General features: G+C 42.6%; 20 protein-coding genes and 1 tRNA gene. 11 read left to right on the top strand and 10 right to left on the bottom strand.

The window, feature by feature from the left end; translation table 11 throughout:
- The 4 genes from BLR43_RS12450 to BLR43_RS12435 all read left to right on the top strand — a co-directional run.
- Positions 1-301: IS30 family transposase (locus BLR43_RS12450; RefSeq protein WP_143007444.1), on the top strand; the 301-nt coding region annotated here is incomplete at its 5' end.
- 109 nt (positions 302-410) lie between these two features.
- On the top strand, positions 411-1,145 hold the full coding sequence (ispD, locus tag BLR43_RS12445; RefSeq protein ID WP_093071333.1) for a 2-C-methyl-D-erythritol 4-phosphate cytidylyltransferase: 735 nt from the start codon (positions 411-413) through the stop codon (positions 1,143-1,145).
- Positions 1,146-1,345: 200 nt separating this feature from the next.
- Positions 1,346-2,104 carry an IS5 family transposase gene (locus BLR43_RS12440; protein ID WP_093071332.1) on the top strand — a complete coding sequence of 253 codons (759 nt, stop codon included), beginning with the start codon at positions 1,346-1,348 and terminating at the stop codon, positions 2,102-2,104.
- 264 nt (positions 2,105-2,368) lie between these two features.
- Entirely contained in the window at positions 2,369-2,977 is a 609-nt protein-coding gene (locus tag BLR43_RS12435; protein ID WP_093071331.1) for a BLUF domain-containing protein, read from the top strand.
- A gap of 270 nt (positions 2,978-3,247) precedes the next feature.
- Here BLR43_RS12435 and BLR43_RS12430 read toward each other — a convergent pair.
- From BLR43_RS12430 to pyrC, 3 genes are all read right to left on the bottom strand, one after another.
- A tRNA-Glu gene (locus tag BLR43_RS12430) sits at positions 3,248-3,323 on the bottom strand.
- Between the two features lie 531 nt (positions 3,324-3,854).
- Entirely contained in the window at positions 3,855-4,634 is a 780-nt protein-coding gene (gene rnt, locus BLR43_RS12425) for a ribonuclease T (protein WP_223333204.1), read from the bottom strand.
- Positions 4,635-4,798: 164 nt separating this feature from the next.
- A complete protein-coding gene (gene pyrC / locus BLR43_RS12420) occupies positions 4,799-5,869 on the bottom strand; it encodes a dihydroorotase (protein WP_093071330.1) in 1,071 nt (356 codons plus the stop codon).
- A gap of 293 nt (positions 5,870-6,162) precedes the next feature.
- Between pyrC and BLR43_RS12415 the strand changes: the two genes are divergently transcribed.
- A complete protein-coding gene (locus BLR43_RS12415; protein WP_093071329.1) occupies positions 6,163-7,401 on the top strand; it encodes an argininosuccinate synthase in 1,239 nt (412 codons plus the stop codon).
- Positions 7,402-7,546: 145 nt separating this feature from the next.
- Here BLR43_RS12415 and BLR43_RS12410 read toward each other — a convergent pair whose 3' ends face one another.
- A complete protein-coding gene (locus tag BLR43_RS12410; protein WP_093071328.1) occupies positions 7,547-8,824 on the bottom strand; it encodes a hypothetical protein in 1,278 nt (425 codons plus the stop codon).
- Between the two features lie 141 nt (positions 8,825-8,965).
- On the opposite strand from BLR43_RS12410, the gene BLR43_RS12405 reads away from it, so the two are divergent.
- The gene (locus BLR43_RS12405; protein WP_093071327.1) at positions 8,966-9,481 is read left to right on the top strand and encodes a L,D-transpeptidase; all 516 of its coding nucleotides are present in this window, start codon (positions 8,966-8,968) and stop codon (positions 9,479-9,481) included.
- A 235-nt stretch (positions 9,482-9,716) separates the two neighbouring features.
- Here the strand turns inward: BLR43_RS12405 and BLR43_RS12400 are convergent, their stop codons facing one another.
- Both BLR43_RS12400 and BLR43_RS12395 read right to left on the bottom strand, forming a co-directional pair.
- The gene (locus BLR43_RS12400; RefSeq protein ID WP_093071326.1) at positions 9,717-11,303 is read right to left on the bottom strand and encodes a CYTH and CHAD domain-containing protein; all 1,587 of its coding nucleotides are present in this window, start codon (positions 11,301-11,303) and stop codon (positions 9,717-9,719) included.
- 154 nt (positions 11,304-11,457) lie between these two features.
- Positions 11,458-13,044 carry an isocitrate lyase gene (locus BLR43_RS12395; RefSeq protein ID WP_071002119.1) on the bottom strand — a complete coding sequence of 529 codons (1,587 nt, stop codon included), beginning with the start codon at positions 13,042-13,044 and terminating at the stop codon, positions 11,458-11,460.
- 653 nt (positions 13,045-13,697) lie between these two features.
- Between BLR43_RS12395 and BLR43_RS12390 the strand changes: the two genes are divergently transcribed.
- Positions 13,698-14,687 carry a LysR family transcriptional regulator gene (locus tag BLR43_RS12390; RefSeq protein WP_071002118.1) on the top strand — a complete coding sequence of 330 codons (990 nt, stop codon included), beginning with the start codon at positions 13,698-13,700 and terminating at the stop codon, positions 14,685-14,687.
- A 384-nt stretch (positions 14,688-15,071) separates the two neighbouring features.
- Positions 15,072-16,451 (top strand): NAD-dependent succinate-semialdehyde dehydrogenase, encoded by a 1,380-nt coding sequence (locus BLR43_RS12385; protein WP_093071325.1) that lies wholly within the window; start codon positions 15,072-15,074, stop codon positions 16,449-16,451.
- A 271-nt stretch (positions 16,452-16,722) separates the two neighbouring features.
- Here BLR43_RS12385 and purN read toward each other — a convergent pair whose 3' ends face one another.
- Entirely contained in the window at positions 16,723-17,406 is a 684-nt protein-coding gene (gene purN / locus BLR43_RS12380) for a phosphoribosylglycinamide formyltransferase (protein WP_093071324.1), read from the bottom strand.
- On the bottom strand, positions 17,406-18,455 hold the full coding sequence (gene purM / locus BLR43_RS12375; protein ID WP_093071323.1) for a phosphoribosylformylglycinamidine cyclo-ligase: 1,050 nt from the start codon (positions 18,453-18,455) through the stop codon (positions 17,406-17,408). The genes purN and purM overlap by 1 nt, the downstream gene beginning before the upstream one ends.
- Positions 18,456-18,765: 310 nt before the next feature.
- On the opposite strand from purM, the gene BLR43_RS12370 reads away from it, so the two are divergent.
- The 3 genes from BLR43_RS12370 (at position 18,766) to BLR43_RS12360 (ending at position 21,797) form a co-directional block, all read left to right on the top strand.
- Complete coding sequence (locus tag BLR43_RS12370; RefSeq protein ID WP_093071322.1) at positions 18,766-19,872, top strand: AI-2E family transporter; 1,107 nt, start codon at positions 18,766-18,768, stop codon at positions 19,870-19,872.
- Between the two features lie 316 nt (positions 19,873-20,188).
- Positions 20,189-20,992, top strand: a complete 804-nt coding sequence (gene hda, locus BLR43_RS12365; RefSeq protein WP_093071321.1) for a DnaA regulatory inactivator Hda — start codon at positions 20,189-20,191, stop codon at positions 20,990-20,992.
- A 103-nt stretch (positions 20,993-21,095) separates the two neighbouring features.
- The gene (locus BLR43_RS12360; RefSeq protein WP_071002112.1) at positions 21,096-21,797 is read left to right on the top strand and encodes a DUF2057 family protein; all 702 of its coding nucleotides are present in this window, start codon (positions 21,096-21,098) and stop codon (positions 21,795-21,797) included.
- A gap of 119 nt (positions 21,798-21,916) precedes the next feature.
- Here BLR43_RS12360 and BLR43_RS12355 read toward each other — a convergent pair whose 3' ends face one another.
- Positions 21,917-22,402, bottom strand: a complete 486-nt coding sequence (locus BLR43_RS12355) for a Dps family protein (protein WP_093071320.1) — start codon at positions 22,400-22,402, stop codon at positions 21,917-21,919.
- Positions 22,403-22,522: 120 nt separating this feature from the next.
- A partial coding sequence (locus BLR43_RS12350) for a transposase family protein (RefSeq protein ID WP_143007443.1) occupies positions 22,523-22,844 on the bottom strand: 322 nt, incomplete at its 5' end.

Raw genomic sequence — 22,844 nt, 5'->3', positions numbered from 1 at the left:
AGCGCCAGTGAGGTTGCAGGTTAAGACCATTACCTCTGACAATGGTAAAGAGTTTGCTCAGCATAAGAAGGTGAAACAAAAGCTCTTTAGCCCTTTCTTCTTTGCCGATGCTTATGCGTCATGGCAGCGAGGAACCAACGAGAATACCAATGGCCTTATCAGAGAGTACTTGCCTAAGGGTTGTGACTTTAGACAAGTCTCTGATAATGAAATACAGGACATTGAGAACAAACTAAACAACAGACCAAGAAAACGATTAGGGTTTAAAACGCCTATGCAGGCGTTCTATAATATTAATTAGCGTTGCACTTGGTGTGTTAATCTAAGTTATAAAGCCATCCGTCATTCTTATCATTTTCACTATCTCTCTTTAAATATATCGTCATGGGTTCAACCATCGGTATCACACTATGAATAAAACTCCTAATATACATGCCATGATTGTCGCAGCTGGTCGCGGCAGCCGTTTTGGTGCATCCATTGCCAAACAGTACACAATGCTACAAGAGCAGACGTTGTTGCAGCACAGCGTGGCTAGGCTTGGTCATAGCGATTATATTAATAAATGCCTATTGGTCGTAGCAGCAGACGACAGCACAGCGCAGGAGCTAGAGTTTGAGCTTCCTATATATTACGCAGTTGGTGGGGCCGAGCGTTGGCAATCAGTGCAGGCAGGGGTAGAGGCCATCAGTGAGTCAGGCGCCGATGATTCGGATTTAGTACTCATTCATGATGCGGCACGTCCCGCTGTACCGAGTGTAGATGTCGATCGAGTTATTAAAGCGGCGATGAGGGAGCCTTATGGTGCTATTTTAGCGACACCGGTGGCCGATACGTTGAAGACCTCCCATCAGAAAATCACACCTACTGAGAAAGATAGACTCATTCCTTATGCGAAATGCACTATTGACCGTAGCAACATATGGCAAGCCCAAACCCCGCAAGTTTTTCGTTTAGGTCAGCTAAAACGCGTCCTACGCTATGTGTCTGAACATCAGCTTAGCATCACAGACGAAGCCAGTGCTTTTGAGCACTTAGCGCTACCTATACGTTTGGTGCCGGGTAGTCGACAAAACATCAAGCTTACGTATCCTGATGATGCCATATTACTGGCAGCAATTCTTGATATCCAATTCTCACATTAATCAAATCTATAGATTTGCTTCGTATTTATATCAGATAGCTCAAGGTAATGACTGTCAATATCGCATCAATTTCACGGCAAGTTTTAGATTCAATAAAAGTTAAAATATATTAGGGGCTGTATAGAATTGAGAAAACATTGAAAAAAATAAGCAACGCCTTACTCTAATGTTTACCACAACAAAGAAATAAGGCATCACTTATGACTCGCACCAAGCTCAACGATGAACATTGGCACAAGCTATTTATTATATTGCGACAAATTAACGTATATAACAAGCCCAATCTAAGACGTACCGTTGAAGGCATGTTGTACCGCATACGAGTAGGCTGTCCATGGCGAGACTTACCTTCTTATTTTGGTCATTGGTCTCGCATATATCATCAATACCGTTACTGGCGTAAAACCGGTAAATGGCAAAAGCTCATGAAGATAGTCACAGCAAACTATGATAGTGAATGGTTATTTATAGACGGTAGCGTGGTCAAAGCTCATCAGCATAGTTCAGGTGCAGCCAGTCATCTTGATGAGGCCATTGGTAAAAGTGTTGCAGGTAATAGCAGCAAACTGCACTTAGTGGTCGATGCTTGTGGTAACCCTATACATATTGAGCTGACAGGTGGGCAAGTGCATGACGCTAAGATGGCAAAGACGTTGATAGATAGCACGATTAATAACCAGACTAAAGCGGTGATTGCAGACAGGGGCTACGATAGTAGTGATATTAGAGAGTGTATCTTCAAGCACTGTGCTGAGTCAGTCATACCCGTTAAGTCGAACTCTAAAAGCTGTAACGACACACTAGATTGGTATTTGTATCGTTGCCGTCATTTGGTAGAAAACGCTTTTGCTAGATTGAAACATTTTAGGGGCATTGCCACGCGATATGATAAGCTCAAAGATAGCTATGCAGCGGCGGTAATGCTCGCTTGTGTCTTTATCTGGTTGCCACTCATTTGAATTCTATACACACCCTAATTTAATATATAATATATATTTAAAACATGTTTTTTGTATATAAGCAAGACTATCAATTAATAAAAGGTTGCTTTGATGACCAATCTAACCTATGATGTAACTAACTTAATACAATTAATATAAAAAAACTTATAAAATCAATAATATATCAGATCGATTCATTACGCTTAGTTATGTTGTCTCTATATTTTCTGAAGTTAGCATGATTGTTTTAGCGACATTTACCTGATAATAGGGAGAAGCTGATTGTCAACAATCAACGATTCAACAAATCCAGTAACGACAGATCTCTGCCAGCTTGTATATATAAGCCGGATTACCTCTACTGGTCTTTCAAGTCCTAGCACGCTTAATGATATCTCAGAGACCTCGGTCGAACGCAATCAAATAGATAATATCACGGGTATTCTTTGCTATGGCAATGGCTACTTTTTGCAGTGTGTCGAAGGCTCAGAGCAGGCACTAACCAACCTAAAAAATCGTTTGTTGATAGATGATCGACATAAAGAATTGAAGGTTTTAGATTTTTCTGAGATTACCAAACGTCGTTTTGCCAGTTGGTCATTACGTTCAATTACCCTTGAGCGTTGGATGACTAAAGAGCCTGAGCTTAAAAAGTTAATGCCATTTAAGCCGTATGAGTGGGATTCTAATGAGTGGCAGAAGTTCTTAGACATATTGCAGGGCTACTATGAAGAGCAAACGAGAACAGGTAACGTTGATACGCCTCCTGTCAAATACAGTACGCTAGGCGTGACGTTGAGTAAGGTCGTTGGTCAACACCAAGCATTCTTTTTAATTCAGACGGTACTCGGCTTGATGATAGCTGCCACATTGCTATGGCTAATGCTGTAATCAATAAATAATATAGTTATAGGCGTTAATTCTCTTATGATTTTAAGTATGTTCATACGATTGCTCATCGAGCTAAATACTAATTATATCTAGTTGAGCAGACAAACAAGAAAAAGCCAGCATTGAATCAATGCTGGCTTTTTCTATTTAAACAACTAGCTTGGATATTAAGAGCAGACATAAAAACCCCCACTCATAACATATTATGAGTGGGGGTTTCGGTGGTACCATTGTTAGTCTTATTGAGTGCTAACAAGTGACGCCAAATAGTGGCGTCCCCAGGGGGATTCGAACCCCCGTTACCGCCGTGAAAGGGCGGTGTCCTAGGCCTCTAGACGATGGGGACTAGTAACAACACTTCAACTGTTTTCACCATTTATGCTGAAGTGGTGCGTATTTTAGTAGCGTCTGCGTTTCCTGTCAAGCCTTTTTCTACGTCTTTTTAAAATTAAATATCTTTTTTTAATTGCACGGCGAGGATGGAGATCATTGCGCTTTAAATGATACCGAATCCATAGGGAAGTACAAACACTAATAGTTAAAGCGAGCAACATATAGCCTAGGATGGTTCCCCATAACTTAAGTTGTGGATCCATAATAAAGTCCCTCCTATTAGGCCTCGATAGTATTCGCTAACAAGGCAGAGTGAGCAACTTGAACTATCTATAGGATATAACTGCATCGCTTAAGCGCGACATTCATCTTAAGTAGTCATATTAGCCGTCCAAAAATATGACATTTATTATTATACAAAATAATTCCATCTGCTTATCGTGATATCAATCATATCCCTATTGATTATCAAATCAAGATGTCAAAGTCATCAAATATTACAAATAGCACTATTATTTATGATTGGCAATATATGATATGTGACTTATTCACTATCGTTATCAGCTGATGCTTCTGTAGCTTCTTCATTGTGCATCGCATTAGCGAGCATAGGATAATTATTGAGTATGTGACAGAACAGCTCGGCTGTCTTTTGAGTGTCATACAGTGCTGAGTGAGCATTTTTACCATCAAACTCGAGTCCTGCTGCCTTACATGCCCGTGCTAGTACAGTTTGTCCAAATGCCAGTGCAGACAAAGTCACGGTATCAAACACTGAAAAATTGTGAAAAGGATTGTGATTTTTACTATTGGTACGTAGCACAGCTGCATTTAGAAATGCCAAATCGAAATGCGCGTTGTGTCCAATCAGAACACATTGACGGCACTCTTCTTCGCGGCGTACTTCTTTTAAGCCTTTGAAGATACGGCGAAGGGCCGTTTTTTCATCTTCAGCAATGGCTTTGCGCATTGGGTTGTTAGGATCGATGCCAGTAAAGGCAAGGGCACTGGGCTCTAAATTTGCCCCTTCAAATGGTTCAATATGCGCATTGAATGCCTCACCTGGGTAAAATACGCCATGTTCATCAAGTAGTACAGGGATACAGGCGATTTCTAATAGCGCATCAGTCTGAGAGTTAAAACCCGCTGTCTCGACATCGACGACGACAGGCAAAAACTTACGAAATCGGTCTTTTAGACTCAAGGGTGTTTGCTCATCGTCGCCCTTGTCTTCAGTAGCAGCACTTGGAATTACGTTCAGGTCGTCATCCGTGGAATTTGAGACATCTGCGTCAGGCAAGGTTGCTGTATTTTGATTGGTCATATCAAGTTCAATCACTTTTATCAGTCGTGCTGGTATATGGAATTGCACATCATTATTTCATAACATCGATAACGCCTTTGCACTAATGAGGTTTAGTACAAAGGTATCATTGGCATTATAGAAAAAATAATAGGTTGCTTTGTTAGTGCTAGGCTGTGTGGCTACTAAATCTTAAGCGACCAAGGTAACGTTTCACCTGCCATGAGCGGCGTTAATGATGCACCATCAAAGTAAGGGTAGTCGTTTGGTACTTGCATAGGCGTGTTGACAAGTGTAATGGTACTCTCGTTTAGAGGTAGACCGTAGAACTGCGCGCCAAAGCGACTGGCAAATCCTTCTAGCTTATCTATTTTGCCAACGCTATCAAACGCAGTGGCATATAACGGCAGGGCAGTTGCTGAACTATAGCAACCAGCACAGCCGCAAGCGGCTTCTTTCTTGTCGGTAGCATGTGGCGCAGAGTCGGTACCCAAGAAGAATTTTGGATTACCACTCGTGGCCACATCCAACAGGACTTTTTGATGGCTTTCACGCTTCAAGATAGGTAAGCAATAAAAGTGCGGTTTGATACCACCAACTAATAGATGGTTGCGATTAAACATTAAATGCTGCGGCGTAATAGTAGCAGCAACATGGTTGCCTTGAGCCAATACAAAATCTGCTGCATCGCTGGTCGTTATATGCTCTACCACGATTTTTAATGTTGGAAATTTGACGATGATTTGCGCCAACACTTCATCTAAAAAGCGTTTTTCGCGATCAAAGATATCTATATGGTCTTGCGTCACTTCACCATGTATCAATAGTGGTAAATTGTGCTTTTCTAGTGCTTCAAATACATCGACACAGGCATTGATATTGGTCACACCATCGGCAGAGTTGGTGGTCGCTCCAGCAGGATAAAGTTTGACCGCTTGTACGATGCCTGACTGTGCGGCCAATTCGATATCTTGAGCAGTGGTATTGTCCGTTAAGTACAGAGTCATACGTGGATCAAAGGCTGATTTTCGCTCAAGACTTAAATCGCTTGCTGCCAAAGTTTCCATGATACGCGCGCGATAGGCCTGCGCATCATGTGCATTTTTGACTGGCGGCACCAGGTTTGGCATACAGATCACACGGTTAAAGCTACCTGCTGCGTGCGGCACAGTGGTGCTCAAAGCCTGATAGTCGCGCAAGTGAATATGCCAATCATCTGGCTGAAGGATGGTTAATTCTCTAATCGAATCAGTCATAGTGTCAAAGCGCTCTATATCGTCAAATAAAGGAAAAAAAGAGGATAATACTGTGCGACTATCATAACAGATTTGCCCAGTTGACTAAATATAAGGCGAAATATCTGTACATAATTCATTGAGTACTATTTAACCCTTTTTAAGATTTAAGCCAAAAGCACACGCCTTATGGCAGTTAGACTTTTGCCTATAGTAAATATGATGTACACTGAGCAGGTAATTTCTTTTTAACTTGCTTACGATTTGATCTTAGCGCGTTTACTAAAACTAAATTCTCATAACAGGAGTTTTTCATGGCTCAACTTGATCCAAAAAATATTAATAAAATCGTATTGGCATACTCAGGTGGTCTTGATACCTCAATCATCGCTAAATGGCTGCAAGAAACCTATGATGCGGAAGTGATCACCTTTACCGCTGATATCGGTCAAGGCGAAGAAGTTGAGCCAGCAAGAGCCAAAGCTCAAGCAATGGGTATCAAGCACATCCATATCGAAGATTTGCGTGAAGAGTTTGCCCGTGATTACGTATTCCCGATGTTCCGTGCCAATGCCATTTATGAAGGTGAGTATTTACTCGGTACGTCTATCGCTCGTCCACTAATCGCAAAGCGTTTGGTTGAGATTGCTAAAGAACACAATGCCGATGCCATCAGTCATGGCGCAACTGGTAAAGGGAATGACCAAGTTCGTTTTGAGCTAGGTGCTGTCGCTTTGTCACCAGACGTGGTAACGATTGCTCCTTGGCGTGAGTGGGATTTATCAAGCCGTGAAAGCTTAATGCAATATGCCAAAGAGCATGACATCGCTATTGATTATGCAGGCAATAAGAAAAAATCTCCTTATTCAATGGATGCCAACTTGTTACATATCTCTTATGAAGGTGGTGTTCTAGAAGAGCCGTACACTGAAGCAGAAGAAGACATGTGGCGCTGGTCTGTCAGCCCAGAAGACGCGCCTGATGAAGCGCAATATCTAGAACTAGAATACAAGAAAGGCGATATCGTTGCTATCGATGGCGAAGCCCTAAAGCCTTATGAAGTCATGATTAAGCTGAATGAAATCGGCGGTAAACATGGTATCGGCCGTTTAGATATCGTTGAAAACCGTTATGTTGGCATGAAGTCACGTGGTTGCTACGAGACGCCAGCTGGCACAATTATGCTAAAAGCCCATCGCGGTATCGAGTCACTAACGCTTGATCGTGAAGCTGCCCACCTAAAAGATGAGCTCATGCCACGCTATGCAAAAACCATCTACAATGGCTATTGGTTCAGCCCTGAGCGTATGATGCTACAGGCATTGATTGACAAATCACAAGAATACGTCAACGGTACGGTACGTGTAAAATTATACAAAGGTGCTGTGAGCGTCGTCGGTCGCAAGTCAGATGATTCGTTATTTGACGAAAAAATTGCAACTTTCGAAGATGATGCAGGTGCTTACGATCAAAAAGACGCAGAAGGTTTTATCCGTCTAAATGGTCTGCGTTTGGCTATCGAAGCTAGCCGTGGTCGCGATTTGTCTAAATAAGCGTTTCGATTATACATAGTTAATTAACTATTTAGCTCAACAGCAATAAAAAAGAGGCCTATATAAATAGCGCCTCTTTTTTTATGGCTGATGCGTTTCTATCAAGACTCTGTTTTGAACATTAGTTTATTAAAAGCAGATGTCTTTATTGAGCTTGTGCTGTCTCTGCCGTATCAGACTCTTTATCGTCCACTCTCACAATAGCGACATCTTGTTGCTGCCGCTCATCAGTGATATCTTGTGCTAATATTTCTTCGGTGGCGAGCACGACGCCATCAGACTTTTGCGATTGATATTTGAGCGTAGCGAGCGCCCCCAGTACACCGATGACAAGTATAATAATAAGAATGACAGGGTTTTTCCAAAGCGGTGTGGAAGCGTCATATTCTATCGGCTTGTCGCTCGTTGTCGCTGGCGTGTTGTCATTATTGCCACCGATCAATCCTAAGCTTACTAAAGGCGGCTTTGGTGGATTGGCAGGTTCAGAGTTAATGCGCAGCCGGTTTCTGCTGAGATAGATATCAGAGATTTTCGCCAGCTGTAATAACCAGCGCTGATGTGGCAAAGCAATAGCATGCATCTCTTCAAATACTAGCATGTCGTTGTGACGACCCTGCGGCAAGTTCTCCGGTGAGCGTCCAATAGCTTTTAGGTAATTACCCGTTGCCAATTGCATGTCTTGTACAGGCTCATGGTTTTTAGGCTCGAACCCTGTCAACTCGTACCAGTGGCTATCAAAAGGTGGCGGGGTGCTTGATAGCTGCTCAGCGTGTAATAGTTTGAGTTCTACACTCTGCGCATGATTTTCCAAAGACTTTTTGTTTTCTACAGACTCTGTCAGTGTGGCCGGCTCGCTGTTAGCACGCTCTGACTCAAGAGTAGGCACTGCTTGCGTTTGTACATTGTTAAAGCGTGCTGCGGACAAAAACTGTGGCTGTAGGGCAAACCATTTATTCATCTCGTCACTATCGAGTTGACTGTATTCTGTCAAGATGGCCAGTTCTCGAAGGACAATCACGCATAAAGAGGTGAGTAAGATTTGAACTTGCTGCGTTTTTGCTTGAATATCTTCAGCAATATGATCACTGATTTTTATCACACGGGCGCTGTTATTAAAAACGGCATCTGCTGCATCGTTTCGGTGATATAACGTCGCCTTAAGAGTCGCAAAATTCATGGAGTTATATTGTCGTAACTCTTTGACAGCAGCACGTCCAAATAGTCTTTTACTGAGTGCTTGTTCTTGATGTTGCTGCTGATAGGCAAGAAGCGCGCTCACAATAGCTTGTAGACTGGCATCCATTGCCAGCCTCGCTTGTGGCAATGAGAGCTGTGCGGCATCAGCCAAAAGTGGCAGCATAGGCTTGGTATCATGATATAAAAAATCATACATCGACACACGTGTCGGTGAAATAGTCGTCATAATCTGCTAGCATCAAAAAGTGTGCCTCTATATTACGGTGCCAAAAGCATTGACACAATCCCTTGATAATAGAAATTTTGAATCAGTTTTACTAATTACCTTAACAGTTATCTTATGGATGATTGATAGCGGGAAGCATTTATGACGAATAATGAAACTTTTAATAAACATCTAGTGATTAATATTGCTAAGCAGACATTAACAATGCATAAGCAGCAAGCTGAGGTCACTGAATATACCGTCTCTACGGCAAAAAATGGCATCGGTAGTCAGCAAGATAGTGGTTGCACGCCACTTGGTCAGCATATCATTGCAAAAAAAATAGGCGGCAGTGAGCCTATGAATGCTGTGTTTGTGGGCCGTGTGCCGACTGGCGAGGTGTATGATGCCACTCTTAGCACGTTACATCCCAAGCGTGATTGGATACTGAGCCGTATTCTTTGGTTGAGCGGTTTGGAAGAAGGCTCGAATAAAGGTAGCAACAGTCAAGGCGGCTGTGATACTTATGAGCGCTACATCTATATCCACGGCACACCAGATACTGAGCCGATGGGTATACCGCTTTCACATGGCTGTATACGTATGCGTAATACAGATATCGTGGAATTATTTGAGCAAGTCGAAGAGGGTATGCCGGTAATGATCGTTGCAGATTAACTAAGATTAATTGTGCTTATTATTTCTACATTTCTATAGCATATTTACTTATCGGTATTTGAGCCAAAAAATCCGATGACGGCTAAGGGTGGTAGTGAATATAAATATTGAACGATAAGATCGAAGCGAAGAATAAAATGGTTTATCTATAAAAAAGGACAGCTTCATTGATAAAAGCTGTCCTTTTTACTAAGCAATGTATCTTTATCGAGGTATCTTTACCGAGTAATACGTTTTACCAAAATGTTGAGCTGTCTTTAAATTTAGCCAAACGCGTTTCGATATAAATTGGGTCATCGGTGAGCATGGCAGCAAACCAACCTGCACCATATAGAGCATTGGTATCTTTCGCTGATTTTAGGGCATAGAACTGTTGATATTGATTGTCATCATTGCGTTGCTCTAGCGCTATGTGCGCTTTTATCAGACGCTTTAACCAACGCTTGGTTTTCTTCTTGGCTTTTTTCTTACTTAACAAAGGCGCAGAGAACTCACTTATATAGCGTAACGCTTTTAAGTGATCGCATAGTAGCGCTTCGTCTTGATTATCCTCAGAGATATCCATATCAACATTTACATCATCGCTCCCAAGCTCGGTACTGCTTACTTCATCAGTTTCTTTATCTGCTTTGAGGCACTTGTTATATTGTTTCGATAGAATTTTTGCTAGCTTGTCGAGAGCAAGTTTATCCGTTTGAGGCTCAATACTAGGGTCACTCATGGTAAAGGCAATCAGCTCTAGCAAGGTGAGCTGAAAGTCATTGGCTCGGAGTGTATTGATCGGTGTGATTTTTATGTTCTCGATATCTGTCGTCCAATCAACAGCAGGGGCTCCGAGTGCCTGTAGCTCAGGCTCGATATAGGTATTGATATGAGTGAGTTGGTAATAATTGTCCAGCAACGACGAGGTTTGCTTTAGTATCGGTAGCCAGTCAGGATTGATCTCGTCAGAAAAGCTATCAAATGCTGTTAACGCAGCCTGCAAGCGCTCAAGACCAATGCTTACCTGCAAAACATGCTCGTCATCAATGCTTCCAGCGACGATAGCACTGCTATTTGGCAGTATCTGTAATAGACAGTTATGTACGGCTGCTCGTATAAAGGCGGGCATGCTACTGTCTTTGTTCAAATCTAGTTGGCTTAGGTCAGCGCCAACTGCTGGACTGTGGTTCTGTCCGTTGATGAGCAAGCCACCGTTCTCAGCTTTGGTCACGGTAGATAGACACAGCTTGTAACGTTTGCACCATGTTTTGGCTGTCGTAAACAAAAAATCTAAATCTCCTGACACCAACTCGAACTCTATCTCCTGAATGGTTTTTCGCTGAGAGTCATCAGTACCATGGACAACTTCTCCATGATCGTAAGCCATCTCGATACAACTATTTGTTTCGTCACTACTATCTTCTATCAGTAAGCGCGTGGTGCGCTCGACGTTGGTGACATACAGTCGTGTTAGGTTTTGTGCTAACTTTTTGAGTTTAAAATTAGTCAGCGCAGAGGCGACAGGAGTTTCTGCATATATCGTCAAATCAGGCATCAGCCCATTATTATGAAGCATTTCCTGCACTTGCTTGTCATCTAACACAGCGTTGTGCTCCAAACGAGCGGCAATGCCATCGCCACCAGCTTTGATGGTTTGTACCCAAGTATCGCCTTCTTTGCGAATACGCAGACCGATACCTGCCTGTGCAAGCTGCTGGTCAGGAGTATCGTAGTAATGTGCAGCCAGTTGCGTCACTTGGGAAGATTTAACTTTTACTTGCCGCATTAAACCCTTTAGACGTGACTCTGGTACTAAAAACTTCAGCTCTATCTCTTGCATATTGGCTCCTAATAATTCTGACTGATGGCTTTGATTGACGGTTTTGCTTGATAATTATTAGTCTACCACTCTCTGATTATTTAAACCGCAATAAAAAACCGCCCTACATGATATAGGGCGGTTTTTTAAGTACGTACTGCTAGTCTAGGGTTTATTAGAACTGGTTCATCGTGTTTTTGCCACCACCAGCTTTTAGTGCGTTGTCACCTGAGAAGATTTCTTTGTGGTCATCGCCAAGGTCAGAACCAGCCATTGCTTGGTGCTTAACACAAGAGATGCCTTCGCGGATTTCTTTACGTTGTACGCCAGCTGCATAAGCAAGCATGCCTTCTTCACCGAAGTAACCTTTAGCAAGTTCATGAACGCTAAGAGCAGTCGTGTGGTAAGTCGGTAGCGTGATTAGATGATGGAATACACCAGCTTCACGTGACGCATCACGTTGGAAGTTCTTAGCGGCAACGTCAGCTGCTGCATCAAGTTCAGTACCGTCGTAGTCAGCACTCATCAAGTCATCTTTATTGTATGCAGAGATGTCTTTACCTTCTTCTTCCCATTTCGCGATGACTTGCTTACGGAAGTTAAGCGTCCAGTTGAATGATGGGCTGTTGTTGTATACAAGCTTGGCTTTAGGCTGTTGCTCTTTAATACGGTCAACCATTGATTTGATATGTGCTACGTCTGGAGTCGGTGTTTCGATCCATAGTAAGTCAGCACCGTTTTCAAGAGCCGTTACACAGTCAAGTACAACGCGGTCGATGTTGGTGTCTTCGCGGAATTGGTACAGACCGTTTGCTAGGCGTACTGGGCGTACCAATTTGCCATCACGTTTAAGCAGCATGTCATTTTCTTTTGCTTCGTCGATTTCAATCTCTTCAACTTCAAGGAAATCGATGTACTTAGAAGCAAGATCACCTGGTTCGTTTGATACTGGGATTTTTTGCGTCAACGATGCGCCTTCAGAGTCAGTACGAGCAACGATAACACCGTCTTCAACACCAAGCTCTAAGAATGCATAGCGGATGGCGTTTAGTTTGGCGATAAAGTCTTCGTGCGGTACAGTCACTTTACCCGCTTGGTGACCACACTGCTTCACATCAGATACTTGGTTTTCGATCTGAATAGCACAAGCACCAGCTTCGATCATTTGCTTAGTCAATAGGTAAGTCGCTTCTTCGTTACCGAAACCTGCATCGATATCAGCGATGATTGGCACAACATGTGAATCAAAGTTTTCGATTTTTTCTAGGATAGCTGAGGTGTCTTGACCCGCTTCTTCAGCAGCATTTAGCTCACGGAAGTAGTCGTTCAATACTTTAGCGTCAGCTTGACGCAAGAACGTGTAGATTTCCTCGATTAGCTTAGGTACGGATGTTTTTTCGTGCATAGATTGGTCAGGTAATGGACCAAACTCAGAGCGTAACGCCGCTACCATCCAACCTGAAAGATAGATATAAGTTTTAGAGGTCGTACCGAAGTATTTTTTCTTGGCATACATGGTTTGCTGTGCCACAAAACCATGCCATGCACCTAGAGACTGTGTATACTGAGACGTATCATTGTCATAATCTTCCATGTCTTGACGCATGATTTTTGCAGTATACTTTGCGATATCCAAGCCCGTTTTAAAGCGGTTTTGTGACATCATACGTGCGGCATCAGTCTCGCTAATGTTCTGCCAGTTGCCGTGCTTTTGCTTTAATTCACGTACTAGGTCGATCGCTGATTTATATGCAGTTGACATCTATAGTCTCCTTGGTAGGGTGTAAAAAATAATAAATTGAGCGTTAAAGTAATAATTTGCGTTATCAATAAATTTGGTAGTGATGCTATCAATACCTCGTAAAGGTCTTCTTTACCCTAAACAAACCTGTGCATGAATACAAGAAGATTGCTGAACTCAGCAGTTGACAAATAATTACTGATGTATAGTGTTGATTCAGCTTGTCCATGTCTATCAAAGGTGTTTGAGCATTTAATAAACAGCGTTGTCATAATTAGCAACAAGAGATGTTACAATTATACTGACACTTGGTAGTGTTTCACTGTCGAGATAAACCGTTACTATGCTATTTAACTATGTTGTTTTCTGGACGATAACCCGTTCGTAAAACTCAGGTTTGTGGTCTGTACCGCAAATCCTTTATGGAACTCACTATAACTGCCTTACCAAGATTTATCTAATTTATGATACTTATCTTTAGTATTTTTATAGGTTATAATGTAGTTATAACAGTATCTTATGGTGATGAAATTGAGTTATGCTGAGTATCTTTTGCGGTAAAACCAATAAAAATTCGCAAAATTATGCGGTCCTAGATCGAAAATCACCATTTCAGTACTGATAACACCAAGCATGCCGTGGTGCTTATCTTTTAAAAGCTAAGAGAAATACATATGAATTTGCAGCGGGTTGATTTAAATTTATTAGTCCATCTAGATGTGTTGCTACGAGAAAAAAACGTCACTCGCGCAGCTGAGCAGCTTGGTATCACCCAGCCTGCCATGAGCAATATCTTACGCCGTCTGCGTAAGTTATTTAATGATCCATTGCTGGTGCGCTCCTCTGAAGGGATGACACCGACTGAGCGCGCCCTTGAGTTGCAGCCACGCATCCGTGAGATACTTGCAGATTTGACTCAAGTACTAGAGCCGCGTACCGAATTCCGTCCTTATAGTACCTCTCGTGTTTTTCGAATCATGACATCAGATTATGCCGAAGCGACTTTGGTACCGAGGCTAGTGAAGGCACTACGTTCGGAAGCACCCAACGTCATTTTGGATTTTTTGACACCCTCAGATGTCTCTTATCGCGATATGGAGCAGGGGCGTGTTGATTTGGCGATTAATCGTTTTAATGAGATACCACAGAGCTTTCATCAGGTATTGGTATGGCGTGATACGTTTAGTTGCTTGCTATCGTCTGAAAGTCCTTATGCCAACCGCTTTAATCTGAAAAACTACCTTAAAGCGCAACATGTTTGGGTATCTAAAACAGGGATGGGCGTGGGATTTGGGGTTAATCCAGAAAAATCAGGTGGCCTAGGATCTATTGATCAGGCATTGCAACGTTTGGGCCAAAAACGCCAAATTAGTGTCTTCACTCGTCATTATCAGATGCCAGCCATGCTTGCCGCAAATAAAGACTTGATAGCGACATTGCCAACCCGTGTGGCTCGTATGCAGGCTAATAACGACAGTATTATCATGGAAGAGCCGCCGTTTTTTATTCCTGAGTTTGAGCTGACCATGGCATGGTCACCATTGCTACAGCACCATCCTGCTCACCGTTGGTTGCGTCAATTAATCATGCATGTGGCACGGCAAGTAGTGGCTGAGGAAGAAAATCCACCACAAGAAATACCTGTGATTAATCACTTGTTTTAATAAGAGTTTTTATAAAGTAGTAAGTATCTTATAGTAAGTAATCAACTCACTTTGAATATTATTGTTTAACCTATATTTGGTATATTCAACGAGCCAAACCAGCCACTAGGCTGGTTTTCTTGTTTAGTATCGCTATGTAGTCTTGTTCAATATTTAGCTATTCTTAATAAGAAGGTTACACTGTTAACATCTTCAACACACTTCACAATATATTGTAAAACTCTTCGCCAAATACCTTGTTATGATAAGCACAGATAGAAACAAACTTATCGATTCATTTATTGAGTTATCCTATCGACGTAGCACCAAACAATGACGTAGCACCAAACAATTAAAAGTGCCAATAATACTGAATATATAAAATCAAATAATAAGGACATCTACATGTCAGATATTACTACTGTTAACCCAGCAACGGGTGAAGACATTAAAAATTATGACTACATGAGCAACGACGAAGTTAACAAGATTGTCGACGCTTCACATAATGCATTCTTAGAATGGCGTACTGTGAGCCATGAAGAACGTGGACGTGTCATCAAGTCCATCGGTGACAAACTGATGGAGTATAAGGAGGAGCTATCTCGCCTTATGACCGAAGAGCGCGGTAAGCTATATGGTCAAAGTCAGCAAGAAGTAGATCTCTGTAAAGCAATTTGTGATTACACTGCTGAAAATGGTGTCGCTGCGCTTGCAGATGATGAGCGAGATATCGAAAGCATGAAAAAAGGTATCGTGACTTATCAACCAATCGGCGTCATCTATGGTATGCAACCTTGGAACTTCCCAGCGTATCAAGTATTCCGTTATGCCATTGCTAACTTGATGGCAGGTAACAGCGTTCTGCTTAAACATGCAGCAAACGTCACAGGTTCTGGTTTATTGATCGAAAAAATATTCCATGAGTCTGAACTGCCAAATGATTTGTTCCGTACGATTTTGATTGATCATGACCAATCAGAAAAATTGATTGAAAATGACAAAGTACGTGGCGTAACGCTCACAGGTAGTGATGCTGCTGGTCGTATCGTTGGTCAACAAGCGGCCAAAGCAATCAAAAAATCAGTACTAGAGCTCGGTTCAAATGACGCCTTTATCGTACTAGAAGATGCCGATATAGAAACCGCTGTAGAGACCTGTACCCAAGCCCGTTTAGTCAATAACGGTGAAACTTGCGTAGCAGCAAAACGCTTCATCGTGGTCGATAGCGTGTATGACGAATTCCGCAAGCGTATCGTAGAAAAATTTGAAGGTACAAAATCTGGCGACCCAATGGATGACAGCTCAGATATCGGTCCATTAGCGCGTGCAGACTTGCGAGATCAGTTGCATGAGCAAGTAGAACAAAGCGTAGCAAAAGGTGCAACGATTGCTGTTGGCGGTAAAGTACCAGAAGGTAAAGGCAGTTTCTATCCAGCAACTATCTTAGAAAATGTCGAGAAAGGTCAACCTGCCTACGACGACGAATTGTTTGGCCCAGTGGCGTCATTGATTCGCGCCAAAGATGACGACGATGCAATGCGCATTGCAAATGACAGTCGTTACGGCCTAGGCGGCGCTATCTTCTCAAAAGATGAAGAAAAAGCTATTCGCTTAGCCAGTGAGCAATTCGATACTGGTATGGTCTATATCAATGGTTACGGTCTTGCCAATCCTGCACTGCCATTTGGTGGTGTGAAGAACTCGGGCTATGGTCGCGAGCATGGTGGATTTGGTATCAAAGAGTTTGTAAACATTAAAGCAGTACACGTATTTGGAAAATAACAGTGAATAACACGTAAAACTGTTAAAGACTAAAAAGAAAAACCCAGCTACTTAATAGCTGGGTTTTTTTGTGCGGTTGAAAATAGGGCGTGTCCCTATTTTAAAAATGGTGATAAAAATGAGATAAATCACAGGCAAACAAGGAAAATAACGCAGGTAATATCAAGATATTGACCAGCTATTTGACACCGTTTGCCAAAGATTTAGCCATTTTTAGCCCATTTAGTCATAAACACTTGAATTAGGGACAGGCTCTAATATCTTAAAACAACTAAGCGTCAATCAATAGACGTAAGGGCAGGGCAGGCAAGATGCTAGAGGCTTGCTCACTTGGCGTTAATGACACGCCGCCAATAGCGATTTGCAATATCGTCCACGGCAATAGTTGATGCTCCAACACTTGCACGCGCTTTTGCAAACTATCAGGCGTATCGGTATGACGAATAGGCAAGACCGCTTGGCTTAACACTTGTCCTGCATCCAGCTCAGCGGTGACCACATGGATACTACAGCCGTGCTCACGCTCACCTGAGCAGAGTACACGGGTATGCGTGTCTAGCCCTTTATAAGCGGGAAGTAGCGATGGGTGCAGGTTAATCATCGGTGCAGGCGCGTTATCAATAAAGTCTGCACTCAATACCCGCATAAAGCCTGCCAAAACGACCAAGTCAGGCTGCCACGCTTCAAGCTGTGCGGTGGCGTGCTTTTCAAAGGTTTTGATGCCCATGCGCTTGCCGCTCTCCACGTGCGAGAGTACGGCGACCTCGATGCCTGCGTCTTTGGCGCGGGTGACGGCATAAGCGTCGTCGCGATTACTAATGACGCCAACGATCTCAATCGGTAGCGCACCTGCTTGCATGGCGTCTATGAGGACTTGTAGATTACTTCCACTTCCTGATACCAAAACCGCAATGCGTAATGGTTTGACAGGTTGGCTTGTCTGATCAATTGACATTAACGGTATACCACGGCATCGGCTTCACGTTTGACCATTTCGCCAAGTTGCCAAGCGTTTTCACCAGCGTCAGTTAACGTCTTGATCGTTGCTTCAGCTTTGTCTTTAGGCACCACGATGACAAAACCAACGCCGCAGTTAAAGGTGCGGTACATCTCACTTTGCTCAATATTGCCTTGGGTCTGTAACCAAGTGAATAACTCTGAGAACTGCCAGCTGCTGGTATCGATGCTAGCCGCTAGGTCATCAGGGAGCACTCGTGGCAAGTTGTCAGTGAGACCGCCACCTGTGATGTGTGACATGGCATGAAGCGCTGAGCTGCCAAGGGTATCCTGCAATGCCTTGATTGCTTTGACATAGATACGAGTAGGGGCCATCAAGGCATCTTGAATAGGTTGACCATCTAGTTGCTCATCGCTAGTAGCCACGTCAACACCGCTAACTTCGATGACTTTACGCACGAGCGAGTAGCCGTTTGAGTGCGCGCCACTCGAAGCTAGGGCAATCAGAACATCGCCTTCGGCAACATTGTCGCCAGTCACGACCTCGCTTTCTTCAACCACGCCCACGCAGAATCCAGCGAGGTCATAATCGTCGTCTTGATACATACCTGGCATTTCAGCAGTTTCACCACCGATAAGCGCGCAGTTGGCAAGTTTACAACCATCGCCGATACCAGTGACCACAGTCGCAGCTACATCAACATCAAGCTTGCCTGTTGCGTAATAATCTAAGAAAAATAGTGGCTCTGCACCGCAAACCAACAAATCATTGACACACATCGCGACCAAATCAATACCGATGGTATCGTGACGATTGAGCTGTAATGCCAATTTTAGTTTGGTGCCCACACCATCAGTACCAGACACCAATAACGGAGAAGTGTAGCCTGTTGGGATACGGCATAACGCACCAAAACCGCCAAGTCCACCCACGACTTCAGGACGAGTAGTGGCTTTTGCAACGGACTTGATTCGCTGAACCAAAGCATCGCCTGCATCGATATCAACGCCGGCGTCTTTGTAGCTTAAAGAAGGCTTGTCACTCATAGTCATCTCACAGTTGGGGATAGATAATTGGAATTAAAAAGTAAGGGAGTCAATCACGCTACAATCAGCGAGATAAAGTTTAAAGATAGTGCGCGCATTATACCCAAAAACTGACCACACTCGCAAAGCAACTTACCGATATTTGGCTAAGTTTTGCATTAAGTGGCAAATAAGCGATTAAGAAACAAAAAATGACTGATTTTTTGTTGTACTCTGCGATAATAAAACACTAAATTTACGACTCCTGACGGCTCAAGTACCGCAATTTTTGTCACTATCTCAAATCAGCCCACGTATAGGATTACTTATCATGATAAACCAACCAATCGACCCTTTTTTCAGACGTTTATTTATCGTCGTCGTTTTGGTTGTGGCGCTATTCCTTCTCTACCTGATGATACCAGTCATTGTGCCGTTTATATTTGCTTTTATGCTGGCTTACTTGTTCAATCCTTTGGTAAAGCGATTGTCAAAACATCTCAAACGTTGGATCGCAATTATTATTGTGTACTCTACCATCACTGTAGGGATGGCGCTGTTGCTCTGGTGGTTGGTACCGACATTGTGGCATCAGCTGCAAGCCGCTTGGGAGTATCTACCTAAAATATCTAGCTGGTATAATCAAGTGGTACGAGAGTGGTTCAACAGTAATACTCGTTTTCAATTGCCTGTCTTAGAGTCGAAGGATTTTTCTGAGACGCTGGTCGAGTATATGCAAACGAATTATAAGTTTGCTGATGCCAGTACCATGATGAGCCAAGTACTGACTTCAAGTATGAACTTTATTAACAGTGCAGGACTGATCGTGTTGGTGCCAATTTTAACGTTTTATTTTTTGTTCAATTGGGATCAGCGTTTACAGACGTGGAAGATGGCGATACCAGGAGCATACTGCAAACAAGTCATTGGCATCGCCAAAGAGTGCGATCAGGCCTTAATGGCGTTTATTAAAGGCCAGCTGCTGGTGATGGTGCTACTGGGTGCTATTTATGCAATACAGCTGCAGCTTATTGGTCTAGAGCTTGGACTTATCATCGGTATGGTAGCGGGTATTGCAAGCTTTGTACCTTACTTGGGTTTTGGCATTGGATTTGTGGCCGCTATCATCGCTTGCTTGTTTCAGTTTGGGTTGGATTGGACCTATTTGTTATTGGTCGTTGGGGCGTTTTTGGTCGGGCAAGCTGCAGAAGGTTATATTCTGCAGCCGCTACTATTAGGTGATAAAATTGGTTTATCACCATTATGGGTTATCTTTGCGGTATTAGCAGGCGCCAGTCTATTGGGTTTTGTGGGTATGTTAATTGCGCTACCAGTCTCTGCTGTCTTGAATGTATTGTTCCGCCACCTATATGCGTATTATCGCACGACAGATTTTTATAAAGGTCGTAAGCAATTGCTACTGTTTGAGAAGAAGTAAATATTTTATTATTGAATATAGTGAGCGGATAGCGTACAAATGGGAAGAAAAAAGCAAATGGTTGATCAGGCTTAGTAGGTAAAAGACTTGTCAGTCATTTTGCAAATATGTTATATATAGTCGCAGTGTTGATCGTATCAGCCGTTGCTATATTTTTTATCAAGATTAGCCTAATTAGGGCAATTCATCCATCATAAAAAAGCTATATATCCACTGCACATATTTTTATCAGGTAGTATGGATAGTACTGAATAGCAATTTATTCCTTTTTCTACTGCACTTTTATATTGCACTACGCAACACGAGTTGATGATCCATGGCAGAAGCACAGCTAAGTCTCAATCTGGACATTAAGCATGATGCAAGTCTTAGTGACTTTGCCGGTCCTGGTTGGATGTCTATTATTGATGCAGTGCGGCAATTACATGTCGGCCTGATTGGTCAGTTATACCTGTTTGGTAGCCCTGCGACGGGTAAGTCTCACTTGCTCTCCGCTATTTGTGAGTCATTTATTGAAATGGACAAATCAGCCATTTGCTTGTCGCTCAATGAATTGATCCATACCGACGTCCATGTATTATCTTCTTTAGAAAACTTTGATCTGATCGCTATCGATGATTTAGAAGTGCTTGAGCAAAGTAGTCAGTGGCAAGAAGCGCTGTTTCATCTAATCAATCGTAGCCGCGAAGGGCAGCGCCAGCTTTTATTTGCAGCCAATAAGCCGGCTGGCGACTTACCGTTTCAATTGAGAGATTTATTAACGCGCCTAGCACAAGCACCAGCTTTTAAGGTGCCTACTGGTCATGATTTAGCAGACCGTCAAGCACTGCTTCAGTCCATTTTGCGTCGGCGCGGCTGGCAGTTTGATGATCGAATTATTAATCATTTATTGACTGAAGGGCCACATCGTATCGGTGCAATGATGGAAGTGCTCAATTATATACAGCCAATGTTTTCTAACCTTGGCCGCAGTAATATATCAAAAGCGGTGATCAGTGACGCGCTGCGTACCATTGATGAGCAAACGCTTGCAGCAGAGCTGGCTGATATAGCCCAAGAGACGCAAGTAGACAATGAGACGACGGATCAAGACCAACATACGATGCCACTTGATTTCTAGTCGTAAAACTTTTAATTGTAAGACTTTTAGCAGCAAAAATACAAATAACAGTAAGAATACGAACTTTTTATCCAACCTGCTTTCACTATTAATGGAATAACCTATGAAATCGAATGCTTCTTTGCTAAAAAAATTGACGATTGGACTGTTGTTTGTGGGTGCGACCTCAGTCTCTGTGATGTCACAAGCCGCTGTGACGCTATTGGTTGATGACCATATCAAAGTGACTGCCATCAATGGACAAGAAGTTCAGCAAAGTCTATTTCAACCACTAACTAAAAAGTTTACCCTTGAGCCAGGTCAACACGCTATCACTGCTAAGTATGACCGCTTATATAACTTGCAGCGTGATGAGCATGATTACCTGCGTTCAGGTAACGTCAGCGTGACGGCGGAATTAGCAGATAACCAAACGTATCGTTTGACGATGCCGAACCAGCCAGAAGATTATGAAGCCGCTAAAGATTATGCTAAGCAGCCAACACTCGCTATTCAGCAGAACAATACAGTTATCGCAAGTCAACAGGGTATGGCTGGTAATCAAGGTGGACTGCTTTCAGGACTTGGTAAGGCGCTAGGTGGTGTGTTTGGTGGGGCGGGCGATGCAGAATTACAAAACCAACGTGCGATAGCAGCATTAGATCAACCAGCAGCAATGCCAAACAATACTAATGTTGGTACGACCAATATCAAGCAAACCACGAGTGTGAATACCTCTACCAATACCTTAGATTCATTTATGCAGATTTGGCTACAAGCAACACCTGCTGAGCGTGAAAAGATGCGTCAATGGATTCAACAGTAAATCAATCTGTTACAGATCGCTGACCATAAAAAAGCACCCAGCTGGGTGCTTTTTTATGGTTTTAAGTTTTACTGTTATTTGGTTTTATTTAAGCTAAGTGTGATCAGCTTAGTAAAGTATCAACCCAAAAAGGCATTGTACATCCATACCAGCTTTTCTTGCTCTTGTACGTATTCATCAACCAGATCAGCGGTACCTTGATCGTCGCTTTCTCCTGCTAATGCTGATACTTGACGCTGCTCGGCAATGAGCGCTTGTAAACCAGTTACTACGCCTTTAACGCAAGATGTACCATCTTTGACGTTTTTGTCTTCGCTAATGCTCGTGTGCTGTGCAAAATCGCTATAAGCGTGAAGTGGTGTACCACCGAGAGTCAAGATACGCTCAGCGATCTCATCAATCTGTAACTGTAGCGATGTGTATAATTCTTCAAACTTTGGATGCAAAGTAAAGAAGTGCTCACCTTTGACATTCCAATGATAGCCACGTACATTTAAGTAAAACACATGGTACGTTGATAGCAGATTGTTTAATTGAGCGATAACTTCGCTCATGTCTGTTTTTTCTAGGCCGATTTGGTTAGTAGCGTTATTAGTATTACTCATAATATTGTCCTTATAGTGTGAGTGTTGTTATATAAAATTGAAGAAAGACGAGTAGTAGTTAATTAGCATAAAAATATCTTAACTTTTATTAATATCTATATAATAGACCTCTTGCAAAAGTCATAGTCTAAGCTCGGAATTAATGATACCAGCAAACAGCTTCATTCTAAGATCATAGCGCTGACGACGGTTGCGATATTTATGAGCCACGATTTTGAACAACTTGATTAAGCCTATTTTGTGCTCAACCACAATACGGAACTTTGCCAGATAGTGATTGGCCTGTTTGCATATCTCCAATAACTGACCACCACGAGGTTTCTTAAATGGTGTGAAGGTTTGCTTATGTAGATTTGCTATACCCTGATAACCACTGTCTGCTAGATAGTTAGTATTCTCAGGCAACCAATCAGGACAAGTATCTTTATACAGCTTAAAATCG

The organism is Psychrobacter pacificensis (assembly GCF_900101915.1).
Classification (GTDB): Bacteria; Pseudomonadota; Gammaproteobacteria; order Pseudomonadales; family Moraxellaceae; genus Psychrobacter; species Psychrobacter pacificensis.
This window is presented reverse-complemented; position numbering and strand designations above follow the sequence as displayed.